Source organism: Sphingobium sp. TomTYG74 (assembly GCF_055393875.1).
This window is the reverse complement of record NZ_AP027341.1, coordinates 1,228,728-1,252,436: the sequence shown is the minus strand read 5'-3', so window position 1 is coordinate 1,252,436 and position 23,709 is coordinate 1,228,728. Positions and strand designations below refer to the sequence as shown.

Here is a 23,709-nt window from a genome sequence, read left to right as displayed (position 1 = left end):
ATGGGAGAAGATGGCGCGCTGATCGGTCGGTTTCTGGAAATGATGGCGGCTGAACGGGGTGCATCGCGCAACACCTTGCTGGCCTATCGCGCCGATCTGGAAGGCGCGGCGGCGATTTTGGGCGGCCTTTCGATCGCGACGAAGGATGGCATTGCAGGGCTGGCGACAGCCTGGGCAGAGTTGGCGGCCTCGTCCGTCGCGCGAAAGGTCTCCGCCCTGCGCGCATTCTACGGCTTTCTGGAGGAAGAGGGGCTGCGGGCCGACAATCCTTCCCCCGCATTGCCACGCCCCGCAACGCGAAGGTCCCTGCCAAAGATATTGTCCGCGCAGGAAGTCGAATCGCTCTTTGCCTTGATCGAACAGAAACTGGCGGTCGAGCATCCTTCCGCGTTGGATCTTCGTCTGTCTGCCCTGATCGAGCTGCTATATGGTTCCGGTTTGCGCGCTACCGAACTGGTATCCTTGCCCCGTCGCGCGCTGGCAGCGGATCGGCCGTTCCTGATTTTGAAGGGCAAGGGCGCGCGTGAGCGGTTGGTGCCGATATCGGATCGGGCGCGGGCCGCCGTTTCCACGTGGTTGCCGCATGTCCCGGCTGAAAGTCCCTGGCTGTTCCCGTCGGGCAAAAATTATCTTAGCCGCATTCGGCTCTATCAGTTGGTGAAGCAACTGGCCGCCGCCGCTGGTATCGCCCCGCAGCGGGTCAGTCCCCACGTGCTGCGCCATGCCTTCGCCACGCACCTGCTGGAAGGGGGAGCGGATCTGCGCGCGTTGCAGTCGATGCTTGGCCATGCCGATATCGGAACGACGCAAATCTACACCCATGTCGATAGCCGCCGGTTGGTCGAGCTGGTCAACAGCCGTCATCCACTGGCGACAATGCGCCATCGTTTCGTTGACGAAGAAGCGTCTGCCCCCTAACGCCGTCGGCCATGGTTAGCTTTCTGGAATTTGAAAAACCTATCGCCGAGCTAGAGGCGCGTGTCATCGAATTGCGCGCTACGGCCAGCGCCGGTGACATCGATATCGGCGATGAGATCGACAAGCTTGAGCAGCGCGCGAGCAAGGTGCTTGTGGACACCTATGCCAAGCTGACGCCTTGGCAGAAGACCCAGGTGGCTCGTCATCCCGATCGCCCGCACTTCAAGGATTATGTCGCGGGGATGTTCGACAATTTCATGCCTTTGGCGGGTGACCGGGCGTTTTCAGATGATCAGGCGATCATTGGTGGTCTGGCGATGCTGGGTGACCGCCGAGTCATGGTGATCGGTCATGAAAAGGGCGACGACACCGCCAGTCGTGTTCGTCACAATTTCGGGATGGCGAAGCCCGAAGGCTATCGCAAGGCGATCCGCCTGATGCAATTGGCTGACCGTTTTGGGCTGCCGGTCGTGACATTGGTGGACACATCGGGCGCGTTTCCAGGCGTACAGGCGGAAGAGCGCGGTCAGGCTGAAGCGATCGCCCGCTCGACCGAACAGTGTTTGGCCCTGGGTGTGCCCATGGTCGCTGCGGTAGTGGGTGAGGGGGGCTCCGGCGGCGCAGTCGCATTGGCGGCTGCGAACCGGGTGCTGATGTTCGAGCATGCGGTCTATTCGGTCATATCGCCCGAAGGCTGTGCGTCGATCCTGTGGCGCACTGCTAACAAGGCGAGCGATGCCGCCACCGCTATGCAGGTTACCGCCCAGCATCTTAAGGATTTGGGCGTCATCGACCGGATCATTGCAGAACCCATTGGCGGTGCGCATCGTGAGCCGGTGCAGGCGATCGCCAGTTTAGGTGCCGCCATTGGCGAAGAGTTGGATTCCCTTGCCGGATTGAGCCCGCAGGATCTTCGTACCGATCGAGCCGACAAGTTCCTCGCCATCGGCGCTTGATCTAGGCTGTAGTGACATTTTAGGGATTCACGCGAGCGTAGATTTCTTCTGTGGTTGCCGCCCGTGGCGCAAGAAGTTTCTGATCCGATGCGCGAGTGATCGAGTGCGGTCTTCTGTAAGGCCTTTGAGATGCGGCATTCAGAAGCCGCTGGCCGGTATGGTGATCTGCGGATCAGGTCCAAAACTGATTCTCGAGCTCGAGGACTCATAGAAATCAACTGGTTTTCCGGATCCAGATCTGTTCGATCATTTTGCCCATTCGGGTCGTCGCCTTCTTTCACCTCCCGTTATCCGACATGACGGATTTGTGACATGTGGGTCACGCCGCCACCTATGCCGGAACTCGATAATCCTCATTCTTCGTCAGCATGGCCCAGATTGTGCGTGCCATCTTGTTGGCCAAAGCGATCGCTACGATCATCCTGGGTTTGCGCATGGATATGCGCGCCAGCCAGGAACCTTCAGGAATCGATTTGCGGCCCATCCAGTTCAGGCGCGACATCGCCCCGATAATCAGCAGCTTGCGGATGTCGGATTGTCCGGCCTTGGAAATGCGTCCGAGCCGCTCCTTGCCGCCGGATGAGAACTGACGTGGGACGAGGCCGAGCCAAGCCGCGAAGTCGCGACCGCACCGGAAGTTTTCCATAGGCGGAGCAAAGGCCTCGACAGCCAGGGCGGTCAAAGGTCCTACGCCGGGGATTGTCTGCAAGCGCCGCGCGGTGTCGGCTTGCGCCGCCAACGCTTTGATCTTGCCAGTGCGGACATTGATCCGGACCGTCTTCTCGGCAATCTGCTCCAGCAAATCCCGGCATTCCTCGCGCATCAAATTGGGCAAGTCGCTGTTCGGTGCGTCTAGGATCTCTTCGATCCGCTTGATCTGGTGAATCCCCTGAGGAACGACATGGCCATACTCATAGAGGTAAGCCCGGAGGGCGTTGACCAGTTCGGTCCGCTGGTGGACGAGCCGCTCTCGAGCCCGAAACAAAATAGCTCGGCTCTGCTGCTCAACAGATTTTGGTTCGACAAAGCGCATTTCGGGCCGCTGGGCCGCTATTACAATCGCCTCCGCATCTGCCGCATCATTCTTCTGCCGCTTTACAAACGGCCGCACATAATGAGGCGCAATCAGCTTCACGTCATGACCAAGCTTGGTCACTTCACGGGCCCAATAATGCGCGCTGCCGCAGGCTTCCATCACGACCACCGCTGGAGGCTGCCCTGCAATGAATTTGTAAAAGCCTTGCCGCGATAGCTTCTTACGGAACTGCATCTGCCCCGTCATCGACGCGCCGTGCAACTGAAAGACGCTCTTTGCCAAATCCACCCCGATCATCGTATCCTTTGTCACGGTTGCCGTCCTTTCCGCTCAGTGGCCTCAACACCACATCTTGGCACATTGCGATGCCGTCTGGGGAGGGCGGCAACCACCCCATCTGATTCAACACTGGCTTTTGGAGGCTGGTGTGGAAGGCGAGGTTTTACGGGACGATCAGTGGGAGCGACTGCGCGAGTTTGTGCCGGGCGGACGAAAGGGCAAGCGTGGTCCACGCAGCGATGGCCGCCGGTTTCTTGATGCGCTGCTGTGGCTGGCGCGTTCGGGCGGACGCTGGCGTGATTTGCCCGAGCGTTTTGGCCCCTATCAGACGGCTAAGCGGCCCATATTACCTCTATGGACGGCTCTCCCTTTGCAAGCGGCATTGAAACGTTCTGCGTGGATCAGTTGCAAACATCTATCCGGCGTCAGCTGGTTTCCCAGAGCGCCCAAATGGGGAATCCGCACACGCGCACCTCTACAGCTGGTAGGCCTCACAGGCCTCGATAATAGTCAGGTTCGTCGCGCGTCGGCTCGATCAGTGCAGTCCATTTCTCCGTCTACTCGCAAACTGGTTCCGATCTTCAGGCGGCGGCGCGGTAGTGATCGCCCGTTCGAAGCACGGCCCAGATTATCCGTGCGTTCTTGTTGGCGATGGCAACCGTCGCGCGGTTGAAGCCGCGTCGCTCCCGAAGCTGGTTGGCCCATTGGCTCATGGGATCGTTCTTGTTGGTTGCCGTTCTCACGACGGCGCGAGCGCCATGCACCAACAAGCTGCGCAGATGCTGGCTGCCTCGCTTGGAGATGCCCATGAGTACGGCCTTGTCGCCGCTCGAAAACTGGCGCGGTACCAATCCCAGCCAGGCTGCCATGTGGCGCCCATTTCTGAAGTCCGAAGCGTCGCCGACTGCCGCCACGATGGCTGTCGCCGTTTTGGGTCCAACGCCTTTGATTCTGGCGACGCGCTGACAGGGCTCACTCGCCTTGAAGACCGCTTCGATTTTCTTGTCGAAATGTTCGATGCGGCGATCGAGATCGCAGAAGAAATCCCAGAGCTCGGCAATGGTCTCGCGCGCCATAGTCGAAAGACCGGATTCGGCACGCGCCAGGATTTCCGGGATCATGCGTCTCGCCCGGGTGATCGACTTGGCAAAGGCAATGCCGCGATCAAGCAACAGTCCGCGCATCTGGCTGACCAGGGCGGTTCGATGATTGACTAGGCGCTGGCGGGCGCGGTGGAGCGCCTGGATATCCTGCTGTTCCACGCTCTTTTTGGGCACCAGCGGGATGTGGGGTTGGCGCACGGCCGTGCAGATCGCCTCGGCATCGTTGCCATCGTTCTTCTGCCTGCGGACGAACGGCTTCACATATTGCGGGCTGACGATCTTTACCCTGTGGCCAAGTGCTTCAAACTGGCGCGCCCAGCAAAAGGCACCCGTGCAGGCCTCGATGGCGATCGTGCATGGCTCGATACCGGCGAGCACAGATAATAGCTGATCGCGCATGACCCTGCGTTTGAAAACCGCATTGCCTTTGCGATCCACGCCATGAAGCTGAAACACGTTCTTCGCCAGGTCGATACCGAGGACATCAATGGTCATCACTTCTCTCCTTGCACGTCCGGTCGCACAACGTTGCTCCGGAGTGGGAGAGCCGTCCATCCCATTAGGTGGGTCGAGCAAGGGGTGATTGACCGGATATTCGCGGCGGTATCGGACGATCCCGACATCGAATGGCTTGCGATCGACGCCACCGTGATCCGCGCCCAGGCTCAAGCGGCCGGAGCGCGGGTAAAAAGGGGGGCGTTCAAGCCCAGGCTCTCGGCCGCTCCCGAGGCGGGTTCGGCACTAAAATCCACGCCGTAGTCGATGCCCTTGGTCTGCCGGTGCGCTTCATGCTCGGTCCCGGACAACAGAACGACATGGCGCCTGCTTGCGACCTGATCCGAGGACTGCCCGCAAAGCAGGTTCTTGCCGATCGCGCCTATGATGCCGATAGCCTGTGCGATCTGATCCGTGCCCAAGGCGGTGAGGCCGTCATCCCGCCACGCCGCCATCGCAGCATCCGCCGACCATATGATGTCATCGCCTACAAACAGCGATGGGGCATCGAAGGCTTCTTCGCTCGCCTCAAACAATGGCGCCGCATCGCTACCCGCTACGACAAAATCGCCGCCAACTTCCTCGGCTTCATCAAGCTCGCAAGCATCATGCTATGGCTCAAATGATTAAATCGTCACTACAGCCTAAGACTGCTCTCAGGGAACCTGCATCCCGAACGTCGTTTCGTCTCAGTAACAGGTTGAGCATGTCTGGAAGAGCCGTGAGAGGGGATTAGCGTTGATGAGCCGCAGCCCTTCTTTACGGCGCTTGATCCACGCCAGGGGTCATCGAAGGAAGCCGCTTCCGCCATCCCGACTTGCGTCTAGCTTTCACTGCGCCATCCGGGTTCGGTATGGAAAACAGCGATGACGCAGTTTCGATTCCGCCGCGGGTGGGCAAGTCCAGTTTGATGGGGTCGCCTATTCGTGCGACCTTCCCGGCTATATTGATTCGGCTTTCGCAAAGCTTGGTGGTGGTAACAGCTGCATACCAGCAGGCGAGGTGCGTCGAACGACGATCAATGGAATGGCGGCTGCCGGGCGAACCATCAGGGCAAGCGCCAATTCCAGCCAGGTTGATGCGACGGTATTCGCCTATGATTTTGGTGGCGGGAAGGCCTATCATTTTCTGCTGCTGACTCCTGTGGGGCAGGGCCATTTTCTTCCATTGTGCAATCCGTCACGCAAATTACCTCACAGGAAGCCGCAGCTATAAAGCCGCGTCGCATCAGCGTGGTGATCGTCAAGGCTGGCGATACGGTGCAATCGATTAGCCGACGTATGGCTATACCGACATCAACTGGAGCGCTTCTGGCGCTCAACGCTTTGACCGTCCAAAGCGTCTTAAAGCCCGGCCGACGAGTAAAGATTATTACATAGCCGTCGGGGAGGGTGCAAAACTAAAAAAGGCGGCAGGATCACTCCAGCCGCCTTTTTTAAAATCGTTTCGAAATCAGTTCATGTTGTTCGAAACTTTGTTAAAGGTGTTGCCCAGCTTGCCGCCCAGGCTGCTCATCGCGCCGATGGCGGCAACAGCGATCAGGGCTGCAATCAGGCCGTATTCGATGGCCGTTGCACCTTTTTCATTCTTCAGCATCTTGCGAACGAACTTCATGTGAAGTCTCCTTGACTAGAAAAAATCCCGTTTAACTACCCGGCCGCCCCGCTTGAAATAGGTCAGCTATGGACGGTTTATGAGAGTTAGGTTGACAAAGATTTAATGGCGCGAAGGAAGTGTCAGATATTGATGGTTAATGCGCGAGAACCTCTGTGGCGACGTTGTTCCACATGTTTGTGGTTTTGGTCGCGACATTCGATATCGCCGCGAGTGCGGCAAGGCAGACTAGAGCAAGGATCAGCCCATATTCGACTGCGGTTGCTCCCCGTTGACACTGCAACAACCTCGATCGGGATAGGCGTTTGATCAACCCGCGCATTGCATCACCCGTTTATTGCAGACAGTCCCGTTTGGCCTTGTAAAAGAACCAGAGTTAACAAACCCCTTTTCTGGACGAATATGACGATCATTCATCCCCTGCTGGTAGTGGCTGCCGCACTTGTCGACACGGATGGCCGCGTGCTGCTTCAGCAACGGCCGCCTGGGAAGGCGATGGCGGGACTGTGGGAATTTCCTGGGGGCAAGTTGGAGGAAAGCGAAACCCCGGAGGCTGCACTTGTCCGAGAGTTGGAAGAAGAACTCGGCATTCGCACGCACACAAGTTGCCTTGCGCCCGCAGCTTTCGCCAGTGAGGCGCTGGGAGACCGGCACTTGTTGCTTCTGCTCTATGTGTGCCGAAAATGGGAGGGTGTGCCCGAGGCGCGACATGCCACGGAACTTAAATGGGTCAGGCCCAACCAGATGTATGCACTGGATATGCCGCCGGCGGACCTGCCGTTGATTGGTCTGCTCGATTCGCTGATTTGAAACTGGGCGGGCTGCCGGGGCGACCTCGCCCGCCGAATCACTCTTCCCTGGCTTTGCTCTGCAGCTGAATATAGTTCTGAATGCCCATGCGTTCGATCATTTCGAACTGGGTTTCCAGCGTGTCGACATGCTCTTCCTCGCTTTCGAGGATCGACTGGAACAGGTCGCGGCTGACATAATCGCGCACGCTCTCGCAATGGGCGATGGCGTCCTTCAGGACCGGAAGTGCTTCATATTCCAACTCGAGATCGGCTTTCAGTACCTCTTCGACCGTTTCGCCGATTTTCAAGCGGCCGAGCAGCTGAAAATTGGGCAAGCCGTCGAGGAAGAGGATGCGTTCCGCCACCTTGTCGGCATGCTTCATCTCATCGATCGACTCTTCATATTCGAATTTGGCGAGCTTCTCGATGCCCCAATGATCGAGCATCCGGTAATGCAGGAAATATTGATTGATCGCGGTCAGCTCGTTCTTGAGGACCTCATTGAGATAGTCGATGACTTTTGAGTCACCCTTCATGGCGCTGTCCTCGGGCTATTGGAATGAAGCCGTAACTATAGGGCCATCGCGGGGCTTTGTTAACCGGAAAGCCGCGGAAAAGGGGGATTTTGCAAGCCGCTATTGCGTCGAGTTCGCGGCAAAAGCGAGACGCCCGCTGCGGATGGCACGCAATCGGATCAGGCGGTCGCGCGTTCGGCAGCTATCAGCGTACGAGCGAAAGGTACGCATTGGCCGCATTTGGGTCGACGGCCGAGGCGAGCATAGGCGCTGCAAGGGGTGTCGGCGCCGCTCCGCACCGCTTCCTTCAGTTCCTTTTCGCGAATGGCATTGCAGACACAGACGACCATGAGGCTCTCCCTGACTCGGGAAATATCTCAAATGATAATGGGTCGCAATAGAATATTAGATGCTGTTGCGAATCTTTTGCGGTTTGCCGCGAGCCAAGCTTCGCCACAGCCATTCCAATGGCCCCATGGCGAATCGAGAGAGCCAGGCCGTCGACCAGACAAGCATGAACAGCCATCCACACAGCACAACCAGTGGCAGTTCCGATGGTCGGAGATGCGCAAATAGCCCCAGGCCCCATCCATAGAAGACGGCGGACATGATGAGGCTGGTGCCGAGATAATTGCTGAGAGCAAGGCGGCCCGTGCGTGCGACTGCCATCGTCATGCGCCTCTGGCGATGTCGAGTGAAGATCCAGAGGATCAGTGCCGCCCAGCCCGCTGCTAGCGGGATACGAAACGGAAATGACCAGGCAAGCGATGCGCCCAGGGATGAGACCGCAGGGAAGTCTAGCCAGAGCAGCCAGCCCGCAAGCACTGCCATGGGCGGCAAGCCGACCAGGAAACAATGTCGGGCAGTGCGCCAATATTGGTCCGCTTCCCATCGTCCGGTCAGGAATCCGCCCTTCAACATCGCCATGCCCATGAGCATGAAACCCAGGGTGTCGAATGCGCTCATGAAGAAGGTCCACCACCAATCGCGAATGAGAAGGTGCCAATGATGCGTCAGGATGGTTGAGAAGCTACTGCGATAGGTGGCGATCTCCCGGCGGATGGCTGGATCATCCGGGTTGATGAATGGACCGATATATTGTGCGAAGCTCTCCCGCATGCTGGCGGTTGCGTCCGGTGCGGCAGCTGCATCCGCCCATTGGTGGATGCTCAACATGAATGCCGTGCAGACCAGAAAATGCGCGAGGAAGAAGAAAAAAGCCCATTTGATGAGCGCCAACGGTTCCTTGCGGACGAACAGCATCGCGATCAGCCCGATCAGGGCATAGTTCATCAATATGTCGCCTGCCCAAAGCAGTAGATAGTGGGCAAGGCCGAAGATAAGCAACCAGGCCGCCCGGATGATTTGCGCCCGTTGTCCATCACGCCCCTCCATCTCCTCCCGATCGATCAGCAGCAGCATGGATGCGCCGAACAATAGTGAAAAAAGAGCCCGCATTTTCCCGTCGAAAAACAGGAAGCTGATCAGCCAGAAAAGTTTATCGCCGACGGACAGCGGGCCAACAGCGGTGGCGTTGAAATAGGCCGTCTGCGGCAGGGCAAAGGCGCTGATGTTCATCCACAATATGCCCATGACGGCACACCCGCGCAGCACGTCCATGGCGGCAATCCGGGATGAAGGAGGAGACATGCGGCGAGGTTCCTTAAAGACGCTGGCAAAGTCGGCGGGGCTCTGTCATGCGACTAGCCATGAACACGGGCCGCAAGCAACGGATAAGCGAAGCATTCGGCGCGGCGGTCGGCCATTACGAAGATCATGCCGGTCCCCAACGCGCGGCGGCGGCGCTGGTCGCCGACCTTGCTCAGCGGCAGAAGCCCAGCGGAGTGGGGCGCATCCTGGAGATCGGTTGCGGCACGGGCCTGCTGACTCGCGATATTCAGCAGCGTTGGCAGAGGGCGGAGTTGTTGGTCACCGATCTTTCTCCGGAAATGCTTGCCCGAACGGCTACAGGAGCGTTCGTTGCGGGGACTTTCCTTGCCATGGATGGCGAAGCGCCGCCGTTCGAAGGGGAATGGTTCGACCTCATTCTATCGAGTCTCGCCTTTCAATGGTTCGACGATATGGAAGAGGCCATCGCTCGTTTGGTGGCGTTGTTGAGACCGGGTGGCAGCCTGATCTTTTCTACCATGGGAAAGGAGAGTTTTGGCCGTTGGCGAGCAGCTCATCAGGCTTGCGGTCTTGTTCCCGGCGTGCCCGATTACCCTTCGCTTGATGACCTGTCCTCAATGCTGCGCCGATATGAGGATGCCTTCGCCTTTGATGAAATTTGTCCGCTCAGCTGCACCGGGGCGCGTGGCCTGATTGCTCATTTGAAAGGCATTGGCGCGGTCGTATCGAGCGAAGGCCGGAAGCCGCTCTCGCCAAAAGAACTGAAGAAGGTGATAGCGGCGTTCGATGCCGGGGGTGGTGCTGACGCCTACCAGATATTGTTCGGACGGGTGACCCGGCCTGCCTGACATGGCTCCTGCTGGGCAGGAGCCATGTGCGGTGGCACTTACAGTTCCGCGTCCATCAGATCGGGGAAGAATCCCTCGTGCGCAGCGCGCAGGTCGGCGAGCTTAACGTCCGCCACCTTGTCGCCGCCGACCGCACCGATCCTGACTGCCCCGGCGATCTCCGTACCTGCCGCCGCTGTTACGACATAGCGGCCCTGATCTTCGCCAAAGGCAACTGCTGTGTTCAATTCGATGTCTAGCTGCGCGCCTATTCCGCCAGTCAGCGCCATTTCGGCGACGGTGACCAGCAGGCCTCCGTCTGAAATATCATGGACGGCATTGACCTTGCCTTGCGCGATCAACGTGCGGACAGCTTCAGCATTGGCTCGTTCGGCAGTCAGGTCGACCTTAGGCGCGTCACCAGCTTCACGACCCTGAATTTCGCGCAGCCAAATGGACTGGCCAAGATGTGAGCCCTCGCCGCCGATCAGCCAGATTGCATCGCCTTCTTGTTTGAAAGCGACGGTCGCCATCACATCGACGTCCTTCAACAGGCCAATGCCGCCGATGGCGGGGGTGGGCAGGATTGCCGAGCCGCCGCCCGTCGCCTTGGATTCGTTGTAGAGAGAGACGTTGCCCGACACGATGGGGAAGTCGAGCGCGCGGCAGGCGTCGCCCATGCCTTCCAGGCAGCCGGTGAACTGGGCCATGATTTCCGGCCGCTGCGGATTGGCGAAGTTCAGGCAGTTAGTGACGGCAAGCGGCGTCGCGCCGACGGCTGAGATGTTGCGATAGCATTCGGCGATCGCCTGCTTTCCACCCTCATAGGGATCGGCATAGCAATAGCGCGGAGTGCAGTCGGTGCTGATCGCGATGCCCTTTTGCGAGCCGTGGACGCGCACCACTGCCGCGTCGCCGCCGGGGCGCTGCACCGTGTCAGCGCCGACCATATGGTCATATTGCTCCCAAATCCAACGGCGGCTAGCGATGTCGGGCGAGCCCATCAACTTTACGAGATCGGCGCCGATGTTTGCGCTTTCGGCGATCTCGCCCAGCGGCTGGACACCTGACCACAGCCTATATTCGTCCTTGGGCATCGACGGGCGATCGTAGAGCGGCGCGTCGTCGGCCAGCGGGGCGAGCGGAATGTCGCACACTGTCTCGCCCTTGTGCACCAGAACCATGCGGCCGGTGTCGGTCACATGACCGATCACGGCGAAATCCAGTTCCCACTTGCGGAATATCGCTTCGGCGAAAGCTTCCTTGCCCGGCTGGAGCACCATCAGCATGCGCTCCTGGCTTTCCGAGAGCATCATTTCATAGGCCGTCATGCCGGTTTCCCGCTGCGGCACGTCGTCCATGTTGAGCTGAATGCCTACGCCGCCCTTGGATGCCATCTCTACCGAGGAGGAAGTGAGGCCGGCCGCGCCCATGTCCTGAATGGCGACGATTGCGTCCGATGCCATCAGTTCAAGACAGGCCTCGATCAGCAGCTTTTCTGTGAAGGGATCGCCGACTTGTACGGTCGGGCGCTTGGCATCGGCGTCGTCGCCGAAGTCCGCAGAGGCCATGGTCGCGCCATGAATGCCGTCGCGGCCCGTCTTGGATCCGACATAGACGATCGGATTGCCGATCCCGCTGGCGGCCGAATAGAAAATCTTGTCCGTGTCCGCGACACCCACAGTCATCGCATTGACCAGGATGTTGCCGTCATAGGCAGGGTGGAAATTCACCTCGCCGCCCACGGTCGGCACGCCGACGCAATTGCCATAGCCGCCGATGCCATGCACCACGCCGCTGATGAGATGCTTCATCTTCGGATGATCTGGACGGCCAAAGCGCAGCGCGTTCATGTTCGCCACTGGACGCGCGCCCATGGTGAAGACGTCGCGCAGGATGCCGCCGACGCCCGTCGCCGCGCCCTGATAGGGTTCGATGTAGGACGGGTGATTGTGGCTCTCCATCTTGAAGATCGCCGCCTGCCCATCACCGATATCGACGACGCCTGCATTTTCGCCGGGACCACAGATGACTTGCGGCCCTTCAGTCGGCAGCTTCTTCAGGTGGATGCGGCTCGACTTGTAGGAGCAATGCTCCGACCACATAACCGAGAAGATGCCCAGTTCCGTCAGATTCGGCTCACGGCCGAGGGCGTTCAGAACGCGGTCATATTCTTCCGGCGAAAGGCCATGTTCGGCGACAATTTCCGGGGTGATCTGAGTGGCTGCGGTCGACATGAGCGGGCCTTTAGCGGGGGCGCGGCGGATAGACAATCCTCGTGCGGCTGAAGTCGGGAAAACATGCTATTTATATGCGTTGGATCACCGATCGGAGGAGGGGAAATATGGAATGGATGTTGTTGCCGCTGCGTCGCTACGCCCGTTTTTCCGGCCGTGCCCGGCCAAAGGAATATTGGATGTTCATCCTCTTCCTCCTGCTTTGCTTCATCGCGATCAGCATTGTCGAAGGACTGCTGGGCCTAAGCACCACAGAACATTGGGTGCGCCGGGGTCCCTGGTCGTTCAATACCGGCTATCACACGCGGGGAGGGCCGCTCACCGGCCTGTTCGGCCTTGCCATCCTGATCCCCTGGCTCGCAGTAGCGGTGCGGCGGCTGCACGACACGGACCGGAGCGGATTTTGGCTGCTGATCATTTTCTTCCCGCTGATCGGAAGCCTGGTTCTGCTGGTCTTCTTCATCATGAGCGGGACGCGCGGTCCCAACCGCTTTGGTCCCGACCCCGTCGAGGTTGGTGAACCCGAATTGGTCGGCAGGATAGGGAAATGAAAAAGGCCGGGCTGTTGAGCCCGGCCTGTGAAAGACATGGAAATGTTGATCAGGCTTTGCAGCTAAGGCCGCTTTTGCCCGGAAGGGTGGCGGTGATCTGCTTGCCGCTGCCATCGACCAAATAGCCGCCTTCCGCCGTGAACGGCTTACCAGCTTCGGGAGCGACGAGCTTCGTCGGCGCGCCGTTCTTTTCGGTGCGCAGGTTGGCGGTCTTGTCGTCGCTCAGGAAGTCGACGAAAATGAGGCTGTTATCCTTGCAGCGATACTGGCGGCTTACCTTCACCGAGGGGGGCAGTTCGACAGGTGCGGCATTCGCGAGCTGTTGAGCCATCGGATCGGCAGGGCCGCCGACGACTTCGGGTTCATCATTATTGTTGCAAGCGGAGAGCATGCTGAGAGCAACGGCGGAAATCAGGGGGAGATAATATTTCATAGCGGTCCTTCTATGTGCACTTGCTGGCGCGAGCGTCAACGCAAAACTGCCAAAATCCCGCCAGCTTTGTGCGAGTTTCGATGATGCTTTTGTTACAAGCAGGCCCGGAATCCGCCTTATGGCGCGGTGCAGACTTGACCCGGCCCCCTGCGCTCGCCAATGCATGGGGCATGGCCGAAGACAGCAAGACAGAGCCGGGCGATTTGTCCCAATTGTCGTTTGAGGATGCGCTGCGGGCGCTGGAGTCGATCGTCCGCCGACTGGAAAGCGGTGATGTGCCGCTCGACGAGTCGATCTCGCTCTATGCGCAGGGTGAAGAACTGCGCAAACGCTGCCTTGAACGCTTGCAGGCGGCTGAGGCGCGCATCCAGAAATTGACCATCGATCCCAGCGGCGTCGTCACTGGCGCCCAGCCTTTCGGCGCGGATTGAGCGCCGCGGCCATGGAGGGGCTGACCTCCGGTTCAGAGGTGGTGACCACCCGTGCGGCTGCCGTCGCCGCAGACATTGATCGCGCGTTCGAACTGTTGCTGACCGTTCCCGATGATCCGCGCGCGCGCCTATATGAGGCCATGCGCCATGCGGCCATAGGCGGCGGCAAGCGATTGCGTCCCCTGTTGGTGCAGGCGGCGGGCGAGTTGTTCAACATCTCCCAGGATTCGCTGCTTCGTATCGGGCTGGCTGTCGAATGCATCCATGTTTACTCGCTGGTGCATGACGATCTTCCGGCGATGGATGATGATGACATGCGCCGGGGTAAGCCGACGATCCACAAGGCTTTTGATGAGGCGACGGCGATTCTGGCCGGTGACTGCCTTCACGATCTGGCCTTTGAAATATTGGCCGATGAAGAAACGCATCCGGACCCCTTCGTGCGGGTGGAGCTGGTAAAGGCGCTGGCGCTGTCCAGCGGTCCCGCAGGTATGGCGGGCGGACAGATGATGGATCTGGAGGCGGAAGGCACCAGCTTCGACCTTGTCACCGTAACGCGCCTGCAACAGCTCAAGACCGGGGCGCTCATCGCCTTTTGCGTCGACGCGGCCGCAATCATGGCGCGCATTCCGGCCGATGCTCGCACCAGCCTTCATGGCTATGCGCGTGACATTGGTTTGGCTTTCCAGATTGCCGACGATCTGCTGGACGTCGAAGGTGACGCAGACCTGGCGGGCAAGGCGCTGGGCAAGGATGCGGCGGCGGGCAAGGAAACCTTCGTTTCCCTGCTGGGCGTTGAGCGCGCGCGTGAGCAGGCGCGCTTGCTGGTGGATCAGGCCAAGGCGCATCTTCATGGGTTCGGCGGGGAGGCCGATCTGCTGCGAGCAATCGCAGACTATATCGTGGAAAGGGACCGGTAAGGCATGAGCAGGCAGCGGGTGGGGGTCTATCCCGGCACGTTCGACCCGATCACTTTGGGTCACATGGACATTATTCGCCGAGGGGCCAAGCTGGTCGACAAGCTGGTGATCGGCGTGACCACCAACATTTCCAAATCGCCCATGTTCTCCGATGAAGAGCGGCTGGAGATGGTGCGCCGTGAATGCGCCGACATCGACACGGAGATTGTGGTCACTGGCTTTAATTCGTTGCTGATGGACTTCGCCGAATCGCAGGGCGCCAGCGTCATCATCCGTGGCCTGCGCGCCGTTGCCGACTTCGAATATGAATATCAGATGGCGGGAATGAACCAGCAGATAAACCCGCGCGTCGAAACGGTCTTCCTCATGGCCGACGTCTCGCTTCAGCCGATCGCATCGCGGCTGGTCAAGGAAATCGCGCTTTACGGCGGTCCGATTCACAAGTTCGTAAGCCCCGCCACATGCCAGCAGGTGGTGGCGCGGGTCGGTGAGATTGGAAAGAAGGGCGACTAATAAGGGCCGCTCAGCCTTCGTTCAGTTGCCAATCGCGAAGAGCGCGTTATCAGAGCAGCTTCACCACCAGGCTTTAGATATTAGGGAAAGCTCATCCATGCGGTTCAGTTCGGCGTTCAAGACCGTGGCGATCACTGTCGCTCTCTATGCGTCGGGCGGCGTGGCGCTGGCCCAAGGCGGCGGGGGTGCTAATGCCGAAGAGGCAAAAAGGGCGGAGGCGGCCGCGCGGGCCGAGCAGAATGCCAAGTCGATGGGACAGGACCCCAGCGCGAAACTGCCGCCTGCTTCGGTGCCCGTGGACCCGCAGGATGTCTGGGACCTCGACCTGTCGAGCGGCGGCCGTGTTCGCATCCAACTGCGTCCGGATATTGCTCCCCAGCATGTCGAGCGTATCAAGCAATTGACGCGGCAGGGCTTTTATAACGGCCTGAAATTCCATCGTGTGATCCCTGGCTTCATGGCGCAAGGCGGCGATCCGAAGAATGACGGAACCGGCGGATCATCGCTTCCCGATTTGCAGGCGGAATTCAATCCGATGCCGCATCTTCGCGGTACCGTGTCGATGGCCCGCGCGCAGGACGAAAACAGCGCCAACAGCCAGTTCTTCATCCTTTTCCTGCCCCGCATGCAGCTGGACAAGAAATATACGGTGTTCGGCCGCGTGATCGAAGGCATGCAATATGTCGATGCCATCACGCCGGGCGAGCCGCCCGCAAATCCGACCACGATCCTGCAGGCATCGATTGAAAGCGATGGCAAGCCGCCGGTCATGGCGCTGCCCACGCCGCCCGCGCCTTCCATTATCGCGCCCGCACCCGCACCGGTGAAGAAAGCGTCATCGCAGAAGAAGCGATAAGTCGCACCTGAAGTGGATCATGCCGATCTCGCATCGGCATGATGGCCGTGCCTTGAGGACAGCGCCCGCATGCGCGTAGATCTTTTCGATTTCGAACTGCCGCCTGAAAGCATCGCGCTAAGGCCCGCGTCGCCACGCGATGCGGCGCGCCTGCTGTTGGTCGATGGCGAAAAGCCTTTCGAAGATCGCACAGTCCGGGATTTGCCCGCCTTACTGCGCGCCGGTGATGTGTTGGTGTTCAACGATACCAAGGTCATCCCCGCTCAGTTGGAGGGCATTCGCGGCCAGGCGAAGATTGGAGCAACCCTCCACAAGCGCCTTGGCCTGCGGCAATGGCAGGCGTTCCTTCGCAATGCCAAGCGGGTGCGCGAGGGCGACCAGATAGATTTCGGTGCAGGCGTCACGGCTTTGGCGGGCGCGCGCGATGACGATGGCGGGGTGACACTGACCTTCGAGGGGGATGAGCCTGTCGAAGTGCTGCTGGAGCGGGCGGGGCGCATGCCATTGCCACCCTATATTGCCAGCAAGCGGCCGACGGATGCCCGGGACCGCAGTGACTATCAGACCATGTTCGCTCGCGAGGACGGGGCGGTGGCGGCTCCGACGGCGGCTTTGCATTTTACGCCTGCGTTGATGTCGGCGCTGGGTGAAGCGGGTATCCTATCGGAAACGCTGACGCTTCATGTGGGGGCGGGTACGTTTCTGCCGGTGAAGGCGGAGGATACCGATGATCACCGCATGCATGCGGAATGGGGCCGGATCGAGCAAGCCGCCGCTGACCGCCTGAACGCTGCCCGAAAGGCTGGCGGCCGCCTTATAGCGGTGGGCACGACCAGCCTGCGTCTGCTTGAGAGCGCCTGCGGGGAAGATGGAGTGATCCGTCCGTTCGCGGATGAAACCCGCATCTTCATCGCGCCCGGCTACCGCTTCCGCGCCGTGGACGGCCTCATGACCAACTTCCATCTGCCGCGATCGACCTTGTTTATGCTGGTCAGCGCCCTGATGGGGCGGGAGCGCATGCAGGCGGCTTATGCTCATGCGATAGAAAGCGGATACCGCTTTTACTCCTATGGGGACTCGTCGCTTCTTCTGCCTTAGCTCGCAGATCCGCTTTAGGATCGCCCCACGAACAGAAAGCCGACCGCCGCCATTATACACAGGAAGGCGGCGACGTGACGCCAATGCAGCGGTTCGCCCAGGACGGTCACCATGAAGCCGCCGAATATGATCAGGGCGATCGCTTCCTGCGCGATCTTCAACTGACCTGGGCTCCAGCTGCTGGCGAACCCAATGCGATTTGCGGGTACGGCGAAACAATATTCGACGAGCGCGATGCCCCAACTGATTAGGATTACCAGCAGGATCGGCTTTCCCATCCCGCTCTTCAGGTGCCAGTACCAGGCTATGGTCATCAAGAGATTGGAAATGACCAGCAGCAATATGGTTGGCATGAAAGGGCCTCGTAACGCATGGAGTTTGCGCTCTGGCATTGCTTGAGGCCCAAGGGCAAGGGCTTGATCGCCCTTATCATCCTCCCTCTATCTCGGCCGCATTTGAAGGTGGGATAGGGTCACTGCTGGGGAAAGGACTCGGAAAAGCAAAGGGTCCGGACATCCGCCGGACCCTTGCCCATTTTTTGTCTTAAATTAGCGATGGCGCTCCGTATCGCGGGAGCTGGTGCTGCCAGCGCCCCAGCCGCCCTGTTCGCGCCCTTCACCAAAGAGCGCATTCTGCTCGCCTTCGGTCTGCCACGCATTGTGCGCTTCGTCCGCAGTCTTTTCCAGCGTCACCCTCTGCTCGTCCACCGACCTGATCCAGGACGACGGGATGGAGTGATGCATGCCGCCGGCATCTTGATCGTTCTTCGCCAGTATGATGCGATCGCCGCTTAAGCGATCGACCGTTCCCACATGAGCGCCGTCGCTTCCGACGACTTCCATATGTTCGCGAACCTGTTGCACCGCCTGACGCTGTTCGGTGCGCCGCTTGCGCCAAGTGCCGAACTCACTGTTGAAGCGATCGCGATGTTCCCGCTGATATTCAGCATAGTCGCGGTCCAGCTCATTCATCCGCTGTTGTCGCCACGCATAATAGTTGGCGTCATGATGCTCGCCATAGTCATGCGTGGGGCCGTAGGCGCGTACGCGATTGCCATGATCTTCGCTGCCATAGCCACTGCGTTCCCCTGTGTAGGGCGCATAGCCGCGGTTCGGCAGATACTGGTTGCTGCGCGATGCCGAGGCGAACCCGATGCGGCTGCTTTCATCGCGCGGGTCGCCATAGGGGCGGTTATAATATTCGTCATATTCGCGGCGGCGTTCTGCTTCCTCATCGCCGAACCAACTGCGGATTTCATCTCCCGCGCGATCGAAAAAGCCACGCTCTTCCGGATCATAATGTTCTGGTGACCGCCGGGAATCCGGACCGCTGAACTGGCCGCGCGTGCCGTAGCGATAGCTACGATCATCGCGCCAGTCACGCTGCCCGCGATGGCGGTCGGATCCGCGATCCCAGTCGCTGCGAGCCCTGTCATCGTCGCTATAGCGACGTCCGCCTTGATAGCCCATCGTCCTTCTCCTTGGCTGCTGTTGCTACGGCATAAAAGCCGTTGCATCACCAATGAGCAGCAGGGCGCATCGTTCCGGATGTTACGTGCGGGTAACATCGCTCTTCCGCACCGTGCTGCCGATGTTGCTGCAAGGCCGAGCTTTTCCGAAAAAGCCCGTTGCAAGGGAATCTCCGCTCGCTTATAGGCAGCGCTCCTTTGGGGCCGTAGCTCAGCTGGGAGAGCGCGTCGTTCGCAATGACGAGGTCAGGGGTTCGATCCCCCTCGGCTCCACCACCCCTCAAATGACGGGTGATCCGGAAAGACTTTACCGTTAGCATTGTACGCGCCTATGGCGGCTTTCATGGCATCGACCAAGAGTGAAGGGCGGGCGGCAGCGACAGCTGTGATCGTTCGCGATATGCCCGATGGGCCGCCGCATATCCTGATGATGGAACGCGCTGGGAGCATGGCTTTTGCAGCGGGAGCGCTGGTGTTTCCGGGAGGCGCGGTTGATGAGGCGGATCGGGAATTGGCCCGCGCCGTGGACGCGTCCGGCAACGTGGAGGAGACCGCCGCTCGACTGGCGGCGATCCGTGAAACGCTGGAGGAAAGCGGCCTTGGCATCGGTTTTGGGGTGCGGCCCGATCCGGCGCAATTGTTCGAAATGCGGCGCGCCCTGACGGAAGGTGCAGGTCTTTCGGCGATCATCGAAGCCCACGGTATTAGGCTGGCCCTCGATCAATTGGTGCCATTTAGCCGCTGGCATCCTGCGGGCGCGGAAATGGCTGCGCGCATTTACGATACGCATTTCTATTTGGTGCAGGCGCCAGAAGGACAGGTCGCAAGTGCGGATACGACCGAGAATGTCCGGTTGTTCTGGATGAGCGCGAGTGACACGATCGCTCTGTGCGACGCGGGCGGCGGGCGGATCATTTTCCCGACCCGCCGCAATCTTGAGCGATTGGCCCTGTTCGACAGCTTCGCCGCGATGGCGGCCCACGCAGCGTCCTTTCCCGTCGAAAAGATCAGTCCCTGGCTGGAAGAGAGAGGCGGCGTGCGCCATCTCTGTATCCCCGATCATCTCGGCTATCCCGTGACGTCGGAACCAATGGAGCGTGTGCAGCGTGGTTAGCGCAATCGCTGTCTCAGATGGCGCCTTCCCGCTTATTTCAGCGATCTTCCAGCGCGACTGAAACGCCGCGCGTCAGGACCATCTGGCGGGTGGCTATGCCGTTAGCGTCGTTATGGACTCGCGCCGCACACAGGCATAGATTCGCGCTCTTCACGCATGGAGGTCGTCATGCCGCAGTTCGTGATAGAAAGAGAGATGCCCGGCGCGGGAAGGCTGCGGGGCGATGAGCTCAGGAACGCGTCACAAGGTTCGTGTAATGTGCTGCGCGAACTTGGACCCGAGATACAGTGGGTCCACAGCTATGTGACGGATGACAAGATCTATTGTCTCTACCGCGCGCCCAGCGAAGAGTTGATCCGGCAGCACGCCGAGCTTGCGGGGCTTCCCGCCAACAACATCGCCAGAGTGCGGTCGACGATCGACCCCACCACGGCCGAGTAGTTATTGCCCGAAGCCAGCCTGCCGCGCGAGATCGACGGCCTCCCGCGCTGCCGCGAGGAGTGCGCCACTCTTTGCCTCGCATTCCCGCTGCTCATATTCCGGCGTGGAGTCGGCAACGATGCCCGCGCCTGCCTGGACGTGCATGATGCCATCCTTGAGTACGGCGGTGCGTAGCACGATGCAGCTGTCCATATTGCCGTCGGGTCCGAAATAGCCGACGCCGCCTGCATAGGCGCCGCGCGTCTCCGGCTCCAGTTCCGCGATGATCTCGCAAGCGCGGACCTTGGGCGCGCCCGAAACCGTGCCTGCCGGGAAGCCCGCGAAAAGGGCGTCCAGCGCGTCCTTGTCCGGTGAAAGGCGGCCGACGACATTCGACACGATGTGCATGACGTGGCTGTAAAATTCGACCGTATAGCTGTCGGTTACCGTCACTGACCCGGCAGTGGCGACCCGCCCCACATCATTGCGCCCGAGGTCAAGCAGCATCAGATGTTCTGCCCGTTCCTTTGGATCGGCGAGCAGGCTTTCGCGATTGGCAGCATCTTCGACAGCATTTTTGCCGCGTGGTCGCGTTCCCGCGATCGGGCGGATGGTGACTTCGCCATCCCGTGCCCTCACCAGAATTTCGGGGCTGGAACCGATCAGGGCAAAGCCGGGCAGATCGAGATAATAGAGGAAAGGCGAAGGATTTATTCGTCGCAGCGCCCGGTAAAGGGAGATCGGCGGAAGGGTGAAGGGGCTGGTGAAACGCTGGGCGAGTACCACCTGGAATATGTCCCCGGCGACAATATAGTCCTTGGCCCGCTCGACCATGGCCTTGTAGCGACCCGGCTCCAGCGCGGGGGTCACATCGACATCGGTAATGTCCTGGGGTGCAGGCGTGTGCGGCAAAGGCGCCGCCAGTCGCGCCGCCGCTGCATCGATCCGCTCCAGAGCCTGCGCGATCGCCGCGTCGGCATCGCTGAAGCTGCCCTTCCATACCGGCGCCACGAAATACAGCGCGTCGGCCAGCCGGTCGAACACAAGGATGATGGTCGGCCGGACGAACAGCATGTCGGGCAGTTCAAGCGGATTGGGTGCAGGGCGCGGCAGCTTTTCGACAAGGCCGACCGTCTCATAACCGAAATAGCCCACCAGGCAGGCGAGGGCAGGGGGAAGCGCGGGGTCAAGATCAGCCCGGCATTCCGCCACAAGCGCGCGCAAGGCATCAAGCGCGCCAGCCGCTTCCGGAACAAATGCCTGCGGGTCCGTCGCCCAGTGGCGATTGATCTCCGCCGCCTGTCCCTGCGCGCGGAAGACAAGATCGGGCGCGAGGCCGATCAGGCTATAGCGCCCGCGAACCGCACCGCCTTCGACCGATTCCAGCAGAAAGTCGCCACGATCGGCCACAAACAGCTTGAGCGCGGCGGAAATCGGCGTGTCCGTGTCCGCGATCTGGCGGCGCCACACCAGCGCCGAATTGCCAGCGGCCAGTGCGGCATGAGCAGCCGCTATCCCGTCATTGCCTGCGCTGCCCGAAACCATGTTACTGTGCGCCGCCATTGGTGCTGGCAAGCGCGCGCTGGACGCTGGCTACAGCTGACGGGTTCCGGGTCACACCAAGCTGCTTCTCGACCGCCCGTTCGAATTGCTGCCCATATTCCTGCCCGACGACATCGCCAAGCTGGCTGCGGACCTGATCAAGCAGGGCGGTCTGGCCACCCGCATCGCCATGTTTGATACCGTTCAGCTGCACGACGAAATAGCCGCGATCCTGACCGATCGGCATCGTCTTGACGCTGTTCGTTGCCATGGAGAACAGGATCGCGACCTCGGCGGGGGGGCGCTGACCTTCCCGCATGATATCGGCGCGACGCCCGCCTACGGTCTGCGGCGCGGGCAGGCGGACGCCAGCCTGGGCCACAGCATCGGCAAGCTTCATGCCCTTGGCGACCTTCTCGCGGATCTGCTCGGCCAGGGCCTTCGCCTTTGCGTTGCCCTGCGCCAGCTTATACTGGGCAAGTACCAGCGGCTTCACCTTTTCCAGCGGCGGCGGCGCGGCGGCGCGAATCTCGGCGGGGGCGGCGAGAGCGTAGCGCTGGTCGGGCGTGACGGGCACAAGTTGCGCGTCATCGTCCTGACTCATCTGGAACACGGGAGCCAGCAGCGGACGGACATCAGCCGGAGCCTGATAGGCCTGATCCTCGACCTGCTTGCCGTTGGCGATCAGGAAGGGCGTCGTTTCCAGCTTCAGGCCATTGTCCTTCACCACTTCCTCAAAGCTGCCGCCATCGGCGATCTGATCTTCAACCTTCCCGGTGAACTCGCTCAGCAGGCGCTTCTGCTTTTGCGAGCGGAGCGTCGTTGCGATGTCGTCGCGCACGGCTGACAGCGGCCGCGCGGGAACGGTCTTGACGTTCGATACGCGCAGCAGGATCCATCCGAGTGGTCCTCGGATCGGGCCGACAAACTCGCCTTGCTTGGCCGCAAAGCCTGCATTTGCGATTGCGGCGGACGTTGCGGTGGTCAGGCTTTCACGGCTTTGATCCACCAGCGTCGACGCCTCCAGCCCTGCGCCCTGCGCAGCGGCTGCAAGCGACTTGCCGCCCTTTACCTGCTCTGCGATCGTTTTCGCGGCGGCTTCGCTGGGCAGGATGAGCTGCTCGAAATTGCGGCCTTCCTTGGCGGCATAGTTCGCCTTGTTCTGATTATAGAATTCGGCAATTTCGGCGTCAGTCGGCTGCGAGGCTTGCGCGAAGCGTTCGCCATCGATCACGGCATAGCGAATGCGGCGCTGCTCTGGGATGGTGAAGCGCCCGGCATTCTGCTGATAATAGGTGGCGAGCTGTGCGTCGGTGGGGTCCTTAATGTCCGCAAAGGCTGCGGCGGGGATAGCAGCGATCGTCCCCTGGCGCGCCTCCAGCAGCAGCGAGGCATAGGGCAGGATGATGCTGTTCGGCAGCTTCACGCCAAGGCCGAGCGGAGCGAGCATCTGCCGTTCCAGAATTTCGCGGGTGATGTCTTCGCGCAGGGCCTGTTCCGTGATGCGTTCGCGTAGCAGCAGTTGGCGGAAATTTTCTTGACTGAAATTGCCTGCTGCGTCCTGGAAAGCAGGTATCTGGGCGATCTGCGCATCGACGAGGCGCTTGGAGATATGGACGCCCTGATCCTTGGCATATTCCTTCAGCGTCATCGCGGCGACCAGCTGATCATAGATTTGGCCAGCGGCGCCTTGGGCGAGGAAATCGCTGATCTGGAGGCCGGGGGTGGCGCGGCGGGCATTTTCGAAGACGCGCTGAACCCGCTCCTGGAGCTGGGTTTGTGTCAAACGGGTGCGGCCCGCCTTTGCGACTGTTTCGCCGCCGCCACCCAGTGAGGTGCCGAACTGACCGCTGGACAAATCGCCCATGATGAACGCCGCCGCGATGACGCCTAGGAAAAGGAGCGCGAAGAGGGCGCCGAATTTCGAGTGGATGAAGCGGCGGAAGTTTGAAAGCATGGAGTA

Annotated in this window: 25 protein-coding genes, 1 tRNA gene and 2 pseudogenes; 15 read left to right on the top strand and 13 right to left on the bottom strand. The window is 60.3% G+C overall.

The window, feature by feature from the left end:
• Together ACZ5TB_RS06360 and ACZ5TB_RS06355 are read left to right on the top strand one after the other, a co-directional pair.
• Nucleotides 1-918: a tyrosine recombinase gene (locus tag ACZ5TB_RS06360; RefSeq protein ID WP_464779849.1), complete on the top strand. Its 918-nt coding sequence runs from the start codon at nt 1-3 to the stop codon at nt 916-918.
• An 11-nt stretch (nt 919-929) separates the two neighbouring features.
• On the top strand, nt 930-1,874 hold the full coding sequence (locus tag ACZ5TB_RS06355; RefSeq protein ID WP_464792424.1) for an acetyl-CoA carboxylase carboxyltransferase subunit alpha: 945 nt from the start codon (nt 930-932) through the stop codon (nt 1,872-1,874).
• A gap of 331 nt (nt 1,875-2,205) precedes the next feature.
• Here ACZ5TB_RS06355 and ACZ5TB_RS06350 read toward each other — a convergent pair whose 3' ends face one another.
• Complete coding sequence (locus ACZ5TB_RS06350; RefSeq protein WP_464791172.1) at nt 2,206-3,222, bottom strand: IS110 family RNA-guided transposase; 1,017 nt, start codon at nt 3,220-3,222, stop codon at nt 2,206-2,208.
• A gap of 115 nt (nt 3,223-3,337) precedes the next feature.
• Here ACZ5TB_RS06350 and ACZ5TB_RS06345 point away from each other — a divergent pair.
• A pseudogene (locus tag ACZ5TB_RS06345) lies at nt 3,338-3,529 on the top strand (transposase); the annotation flags it as partial.
• Between the two features lie 241 nt (nt 3,530-3,770).
• On the opposite strand, the gene ACZ5TB_RS06340 reads toward ACZ5TB_RS06345, so the two are convergent.
• Nucleotides 3,771-4,787, bottom strand: a complete 1,017-nt coding sequence (locus tag ACZ5TB_RS06340; RefSeq protein ID WP_464792501.1) for an IS110 family RNA-guided transposase — start codon at nt 4,785-4,787, stop codon at nt 3,771-3,773.
• A gap of 66 nt (nt 4,788-4,853) precedes the next feature.
• Between ACZ5TB_RS06340 and ACZ5TB_RS06335 the strand changes: the two are divergent.
• Nucleotides 4,854-5,413: pseudogene (locus ACZ5TB_RS06335) on the top strand (IS5 family transposase); the annotation flags it as partial.
• A gap of 826 nt (nt 5,414-6,239) precedes the next feature.
• Here the strand turns inward: ACZ5TB_RS06335 and ACZ5TB_RS06330 are convergent.
• Nucleotides 6,240-6,401: a Flp family type IVb pilin gene (locus tag ACZ5TB_RS06330; RefSeq protein ID WP_464792423.1), complete on the bottom strand. Its 162-nt coding sequence runs from the start codon at nt 6,399-6,401 to the stop codon at nt 6,240-6,242.
• Between the two features lie 136 nt (nt 6,402-6,537).
• Nucleotides 6,538-6,723, bottom strand: coding sequence for a Flp family type IVb pilin (locus tag ACZ5TB_RS06325; protein WP_464792422.1), 186 nt, complete (start codon nt 6,721-6,723; stop codon nt 6,538-6,540).
• Between the two features lie 80 nt (nt 6,724-6,803).
• Between ACZ5TB_RS06325 and ACZ5TB_RS06320 the strand changes: the two genes are divergently transcribed.
• Entirely contained in the window at nt 6,804-7,211 is a 408-nt protein-coding gene (locus ACZ5TB_RS06320) for a (deoxy)nucleoside triphosphate pyrophosphohydrolase (protein WP_464792421.1), read from the top strand.
• A gap of 37 nt (nt 7,212-7,248) precedes the next feature.
• Here the strand turns inward: ACZ5TB_RS06320 and bfr are convergent, their stop codons facing one another.
• The 3 genes from bfr to ACZ5TB_RS06305 form a co-directional block, all read right to left on the bottom strand.
• Nucleotides 7,249-7,728, bottom strand: a complete 480-nt coding sequence (gene bfr, locus ACZ5TB_RS06315) for a bacterioferritin (protein ID WP_464792420.1) — start codon at nt 7,726-7,728, stop codon at nt 7,249-7,251.
• A 158-nt stretch (nt 7,729-7,886) separates the two neighbouring features.
• Nucleotides 7,887-8,057: a (2Fe-2S)-binding protein gene (locus tag ACZ5TB_RS06310; RefSeq protein ID WP_464792419.1), complete on the bottom strand. Its 171-nt coding sequence runs from the start codon at nt 8,055-8,057 to the stop codon at nt 7,887-7,889.
• Nucleotides 8,058-8,112: 55 nt separating this feature from the next.
• Nucleotides 8,113-9,357, bottom strand: a complete 1,245-nt coding sequence (locus ACZ5TB_RS06305) for a DUF418 domain-containing protein (RefSeq protein WP_464792418.1) — start codon at nt 9,355-9,357, stop codon at nt 8,113-8,115.
• A 59-nt stretch (nt 9,358-9,416) separates the two neighbouring features.
• On the opposite strand from ACZ5TB_RS06305, the gene ACZ5TB_RS06300 reads away from it, so the two are divergent.
• On the top strand, nt 9,417-10,184 hold the full coding sequence (locus ACZ5TB_RS06300; RefSeq protein WP_464792417.1) for a methyltransferase domain-containing protein: 768 nt from the start codon (nt 9,417-9,419) through the stop codon (nt 10,182-10,184).
• Between the two features lie 38 nt (nt 10,185-10,222).
• On the opposite strand, the gene purL is transcribed toward ACZ5TB_RS06300, so the two are convergent.
• A complete protein-coding gene (gene purL, locus ACZ5TB_RS06295; RefSeq protein WP_464792416.1) occupies nt 10,223-12,400 on the bottom strand; it encodes a phosphoribosylformylglycinamidine synthase subunit PurL in 2,178 nt (725 codons plus the stop codon).
• A 107-nt stretch (nt 12,401-12,507) separates the two neighbouring features.
• On the opposite strand from purL, the gene ACZ5TB_RS06290 reads away from it, so the two are divergent.
• Nucleotides 12,508-12,951, top strand: a complete 444-nt coding sequence (locus ACZ5TB_RS06290; protein WP_464779841.1) for a DUF805 domain-containing protein — start codon at nt 12,508-12,510, stop codon at nt 12,949-12,951.
• A gap of 49 nt (nt 12,952-13,000) precedes the next feature.
• On the opposite strand, the gene ACZ5TB_RS06285 is transcribed toward ACZ5TB_RS06290, so the two are convergent.
• Nucleotides 13,001-13,384: a hypothetical protein gene (locus tag ACZ5TB_RS06285; RefSeq protein ID WP_464792415.1), complete on the bottom strand. Its 384-nt coding sequence runs from the start codon at nt 13,382-13,384 to the stop codon at nt 13,001-13,003.
• Nucleotides 13,385-13,554: 170 nt separating this feature from the next.
• Here ACZ5TB_RS06285 and ACZ5TB_RS06280 point away from each other — a divergent pair, with 170 nt between their 5' ends.
• The 5 genes from ACZ5TB_RS06280 (at nt 13,555) to queA (ending at nt 17,202) form a co-directional block, all read left to right on the top strand.
• Entirely contained in the window at nt 13,555-13,815 is a 261-nt protein-coding gene (locus ACZ5TB_RS06280) for an exodeoxyribonuclease VII small subunit (RefSeq protein ID WP_464792414.1), read from the top strand.
• An 11-nt stretch (nt 13,816-13,826) separates the two neighbouring features.
• Nucleotides 13,827-14,735, top strand: a complete 909-nt coding sequence (locus ACZ5TB_RS06275; protein WP_464792500.1) for a polyprenyl synthetase family protein — start codon at nt 13,827-13,829, stop codon at nt 14,733-14,735.
• A 3-nt stretch (nt 14,736-14,738) separates the two neighbouring features.
• A complete protein-coding gene (coaD, locus tag ACZ5TB_RS06270; protein WP_464792413.1) occupies nt 14,739-15,248 on the top strand; it encodes a pantetheine-phosphate adenylyltransferase in 510 nt (169 codons plus the stop codon).
• 97 nt (nt 15,249-15,345) lie between these two features.
• Entirely contained in the window at nt 15,346-16,104 is a 759-nt protein-coding gene (locus ACZ5TB_RS06265; RefSeq protein WP_464792412.1) for a peptidylprolyl isomerase, read from the top strand.
• A 69-nt stretch (nt 16,105-16,173) separates the two neighbouring features.
• Complete coding sequence (gene queA, locus ACZ5TB_RS06260) at nt 16,174-17,202, top strand: tRNA preQ1(34) S-adenosylmethionine ribosyltransferase-isomerase QueA (RefSeq protein ID WP_464792411.1); 1,029 nt, start codon at nt 16,174-16,176, stop codon at nt 17,200-17,202.
• A gap of 14 nt (nt 17,203-17,216) precedes the next feature.
• On the opposite strand, the gene ACZ5TB_RS06255 is transcribed toward queA, so the two are convergent.
• Nucleotides 17,217-17,555, bottom strand: a complete 339-nt coding sequence (locus ACZ5TB_RS06255) for a DMT family protein (protein WP_464792410.1) — start codon at nt 17,553-17,555, stop codon at nt 17,217-17,219.
• 195 nt (nt 17,556-17,750) lie between these two features.
• On the bottom strand, nt 17,751-18,671 hold the full coding sequence (locus tag ACZ5TB_RS06250; RefSeq protein WP_464792409.1) for a DUF2171 domain-containing protein: 921 nt from the start codon (nt 18,669-18,671) through the stop codon (nt 17,751-17,753).
• Nucleotides 18,672-18,870: 199 nt separating this feature from the next.
• Here ACZ5TB_RS06250 and ACZ5TB_RS06245 point away from each other — a divergent pair.
• From ACZ5TB_RS06245 to ACZ5TB_RS06235, 3 genes are all read left to right on the top strand, one after another.
• Nucleotides 18,871-18,946 (top strand) — tRNA-Ala (locus ACZ5TB_RS06245).
• A gap of 67 nt (nt 18,947-19,013) precedes the next feature.
• The gene (locus tag ACZ5TB_RS06240) at nt 19,014-19,784 is read left to right on the top strand and encodes an NUDIX hydrolase (protein WP_464792408.1); all 771 of its coding nucleotides are present in this window, start codon (nt 19,014-19,016) and stop codon (nt 19,782-19,784) included.
• 156 nt (nt 19,785-19,940) lie between these two features.
• Entirely contained in the window at nt 19,941-20,225 is a 285-nt protein-coding gene (locus tag ACZ5TB_RS06235; RefSeq protein ID WP_464792407.1) for a DUF4242 domain-containing protein, read from the top strand.
• Here ACZ5TB_RS06235 and trpE read toward each other — a convergent pair whose 3' ends face one another.
• Together trpE and ACZ5TB_RS06225 are read right to left on the bottom strand one after the other, a co-directional pair.
• A complete protein-coding gene (trpE, locus tag ACZ5TB_RS06230; RefSeq protein ID WP_464792406.1) occupies nt 20,226-21,767 on the bottom strand; it encodes an anthranilate synthase component I in 1,542 nt (513 codons plus the stop codon). It abuts the gene before it with no gap.
• Complete coding sequence (locus ACZ5TB_RS06225; protein ID WP_464792405.1) at nt 21,751-23,703, bottom strand: peptidylprolyl isomerase; 1,953 nt, start codon at nt 23,701-23,703, stop codon at nt 21,751-21,753. Before ACZ5TB_RS06225 ends, trpE begins: the two co-directional genes overlap by 17 nt.
• Nucleotides 23,704-23,709 lie beyond the last annotated feature (6 nt).

Bases quoted from the DNA above. Each gene is read 5' to 3' on its own strand.
- ACZ5TB_RS06360 (WP_464779849.1), top strand. From the start codon at position 1: ATGGGAGAAGATGGCGCGCTGATCGGTCGGTTTCTGGAAATGATGGCG.
- ACZ5TB_RS06355 (WP_464792424.1), top strand. From the start codon at position 930: ATGGTTAGCTTTCTGGAATTTGAAAAACCTATCGCCGAGCTAGAGGCG.
- ACZ5TB_RS06340 (WP_464792501.1), bottom strand. From the start codon at position 4,787: ATGACCATTGATGTCCTCGGTATCGACCTGGCGAAGAACGTGTTTCAG.
- ACZ5TB_RS06330 (WP_464792423.1), bottom strand. From the start codon at position 6,401: ATGAAGTTCGTTCGCAAGATGCTGAAGAATGAAAAAGGTGCAACGGCC.
- ACZ5TB_RS06325 (WP_464792422.1), bottom strand. From the start codon at position 6,723: ATGCGCGGGTTGATCAAACGCCTATCCCGATCGAGGTTGTTGCAGTGT.
- ACZ5TB_RS06320 (WP_464792421.1), top strand. From the start codon at position 6,804: ATGACGATCATTCATCCCCTGCTGGTAGTGGCTGCCGCACTTGTCGAC.
- bfr (WP_464792420.1), bottom strand. From the start codon at position 7,728: ATGAAGGGTGACTCAAAAGTCATCGACTATCTCAATGAGGTCCTCAAG.
- ACZ5TB_RS06310 (WP_464792419.1), bottom strand. From the start codon at position 8,057: ATGGTCGTCTGTGTCTGCAATGCCATTCGCGAAAAGGAACTGAAGGAA.
- ACZ5TB_RS06305 (WP_464792418.1), bottom strand. From the start codon at position 9,357: ATGTCTCCTCCTTCATCCCGGATTGCCGCCATGGACGTGCTGCGCGGG.
- ACZ5TB_RS06300 (WP_464792417.1), top strand. From the start codon at position 9,417: ATGAACACGGGCCGCAAGCAACGGATAAGCGAAGCATTCGGCGCGGCG.
- purL (WP_464792416.1), bottom strand. From the start codon at position 12,400: ATGTCGACCGCAGCCACTCAGATCACCCCGGAAATTGTCGCCGAACAT.
- ACZ5TB_RS06290 (WP_464779841.1), top strand. From the start codon at position 12,508: ATGGAATGGATGTTGTTGCCGCTGCGTCGCTACGCCCGTTTTTCCGGC.
- ACZ5TB_RS06285 (WP_464792415.1), bottom strand. From the start codon at position 13,384: ATGAAATATTATCTCCCCCTGATTTCCGCCGTTGCTCTCAGCATGCTC.
- ACZ5TB_RS06280 (WP_464792414.1), top strand. From the start codon at position 13,555: ATGGCCGAAGACAGCAAGACAGAGCCGGGCGATTTGTCCCAATTGTCG.
- ACZ5TB_RS06275 (WP_464792500.1), top strand. From the start codon at position 13,827: ATGGAGGGGCTGACCTCCGGTTCAGAGGTGGTGACCACCCGTGCGGCT.
- coaD (WP_464792413.1), top strand. From the start codon at position 14,739: ATGAGCAGGCAGCGGGTGGGGGTCTATCCCGGCACGTTCGACCCGATC.
- ACZ5TB_RS06265 (WP_464792412.1), top strand. From the start codon at position 15,346: ATGCGGTTCAGTTCGGCGTTCAAGACCGTGGCGATCACTGTCGCTCTC.
- queA (WP_464792411.1), top strand. From the start codon at position 16,174: ATGCGCGTAGATCTTTTCGATTTCGAACTGCCGCCTGAAAGCATCGCG.
- ACZ5TB_RS06255 (WP_464792410.1), bottom strand. From the start codon at position 17,555: ATGCCAACCATATTGCTGCTGGTCATTTCCAATCTCTTGATGACCATA.
- ACZ5TB_RS06250 (WP_464792409.1), bottom strand. From the start codon at position 18,671: ATGGGCTATCAAGGCGGACGTCGCTATAGCGACGATGACAGGGCTCGC.
- ACZ5TB_RS06240 (WP_464792408.1), top strand. From the start codon at position 19,014: ATGGCATCGACCAAGAGTGAAGGGCGGGCGGCAGCGACAGCTGTGATC.
- ACZ5TB_RS06235 (WP_464792407.1), top strand. From the start codon at position 19,941: ATGGAGGTCGTCATGCCGCAGTTCGTGATAGAAAGAGAGATGCCCGGC.
- trpE (WP_464792406.1), bottom strand. From the start codon at position 21,767: ATGGCGGCGCACAGTAACATGGTTTCGGGCAGCGCAGGCAATGACGGG.
- ACZ5TB_RS06225 (WP_464792405.1), bottom strand. From the start codon at position 23,703: ATGCTTTCAAACTTCCGCCGCTTCATCCACTCGAAATTCGGCGCCCTC.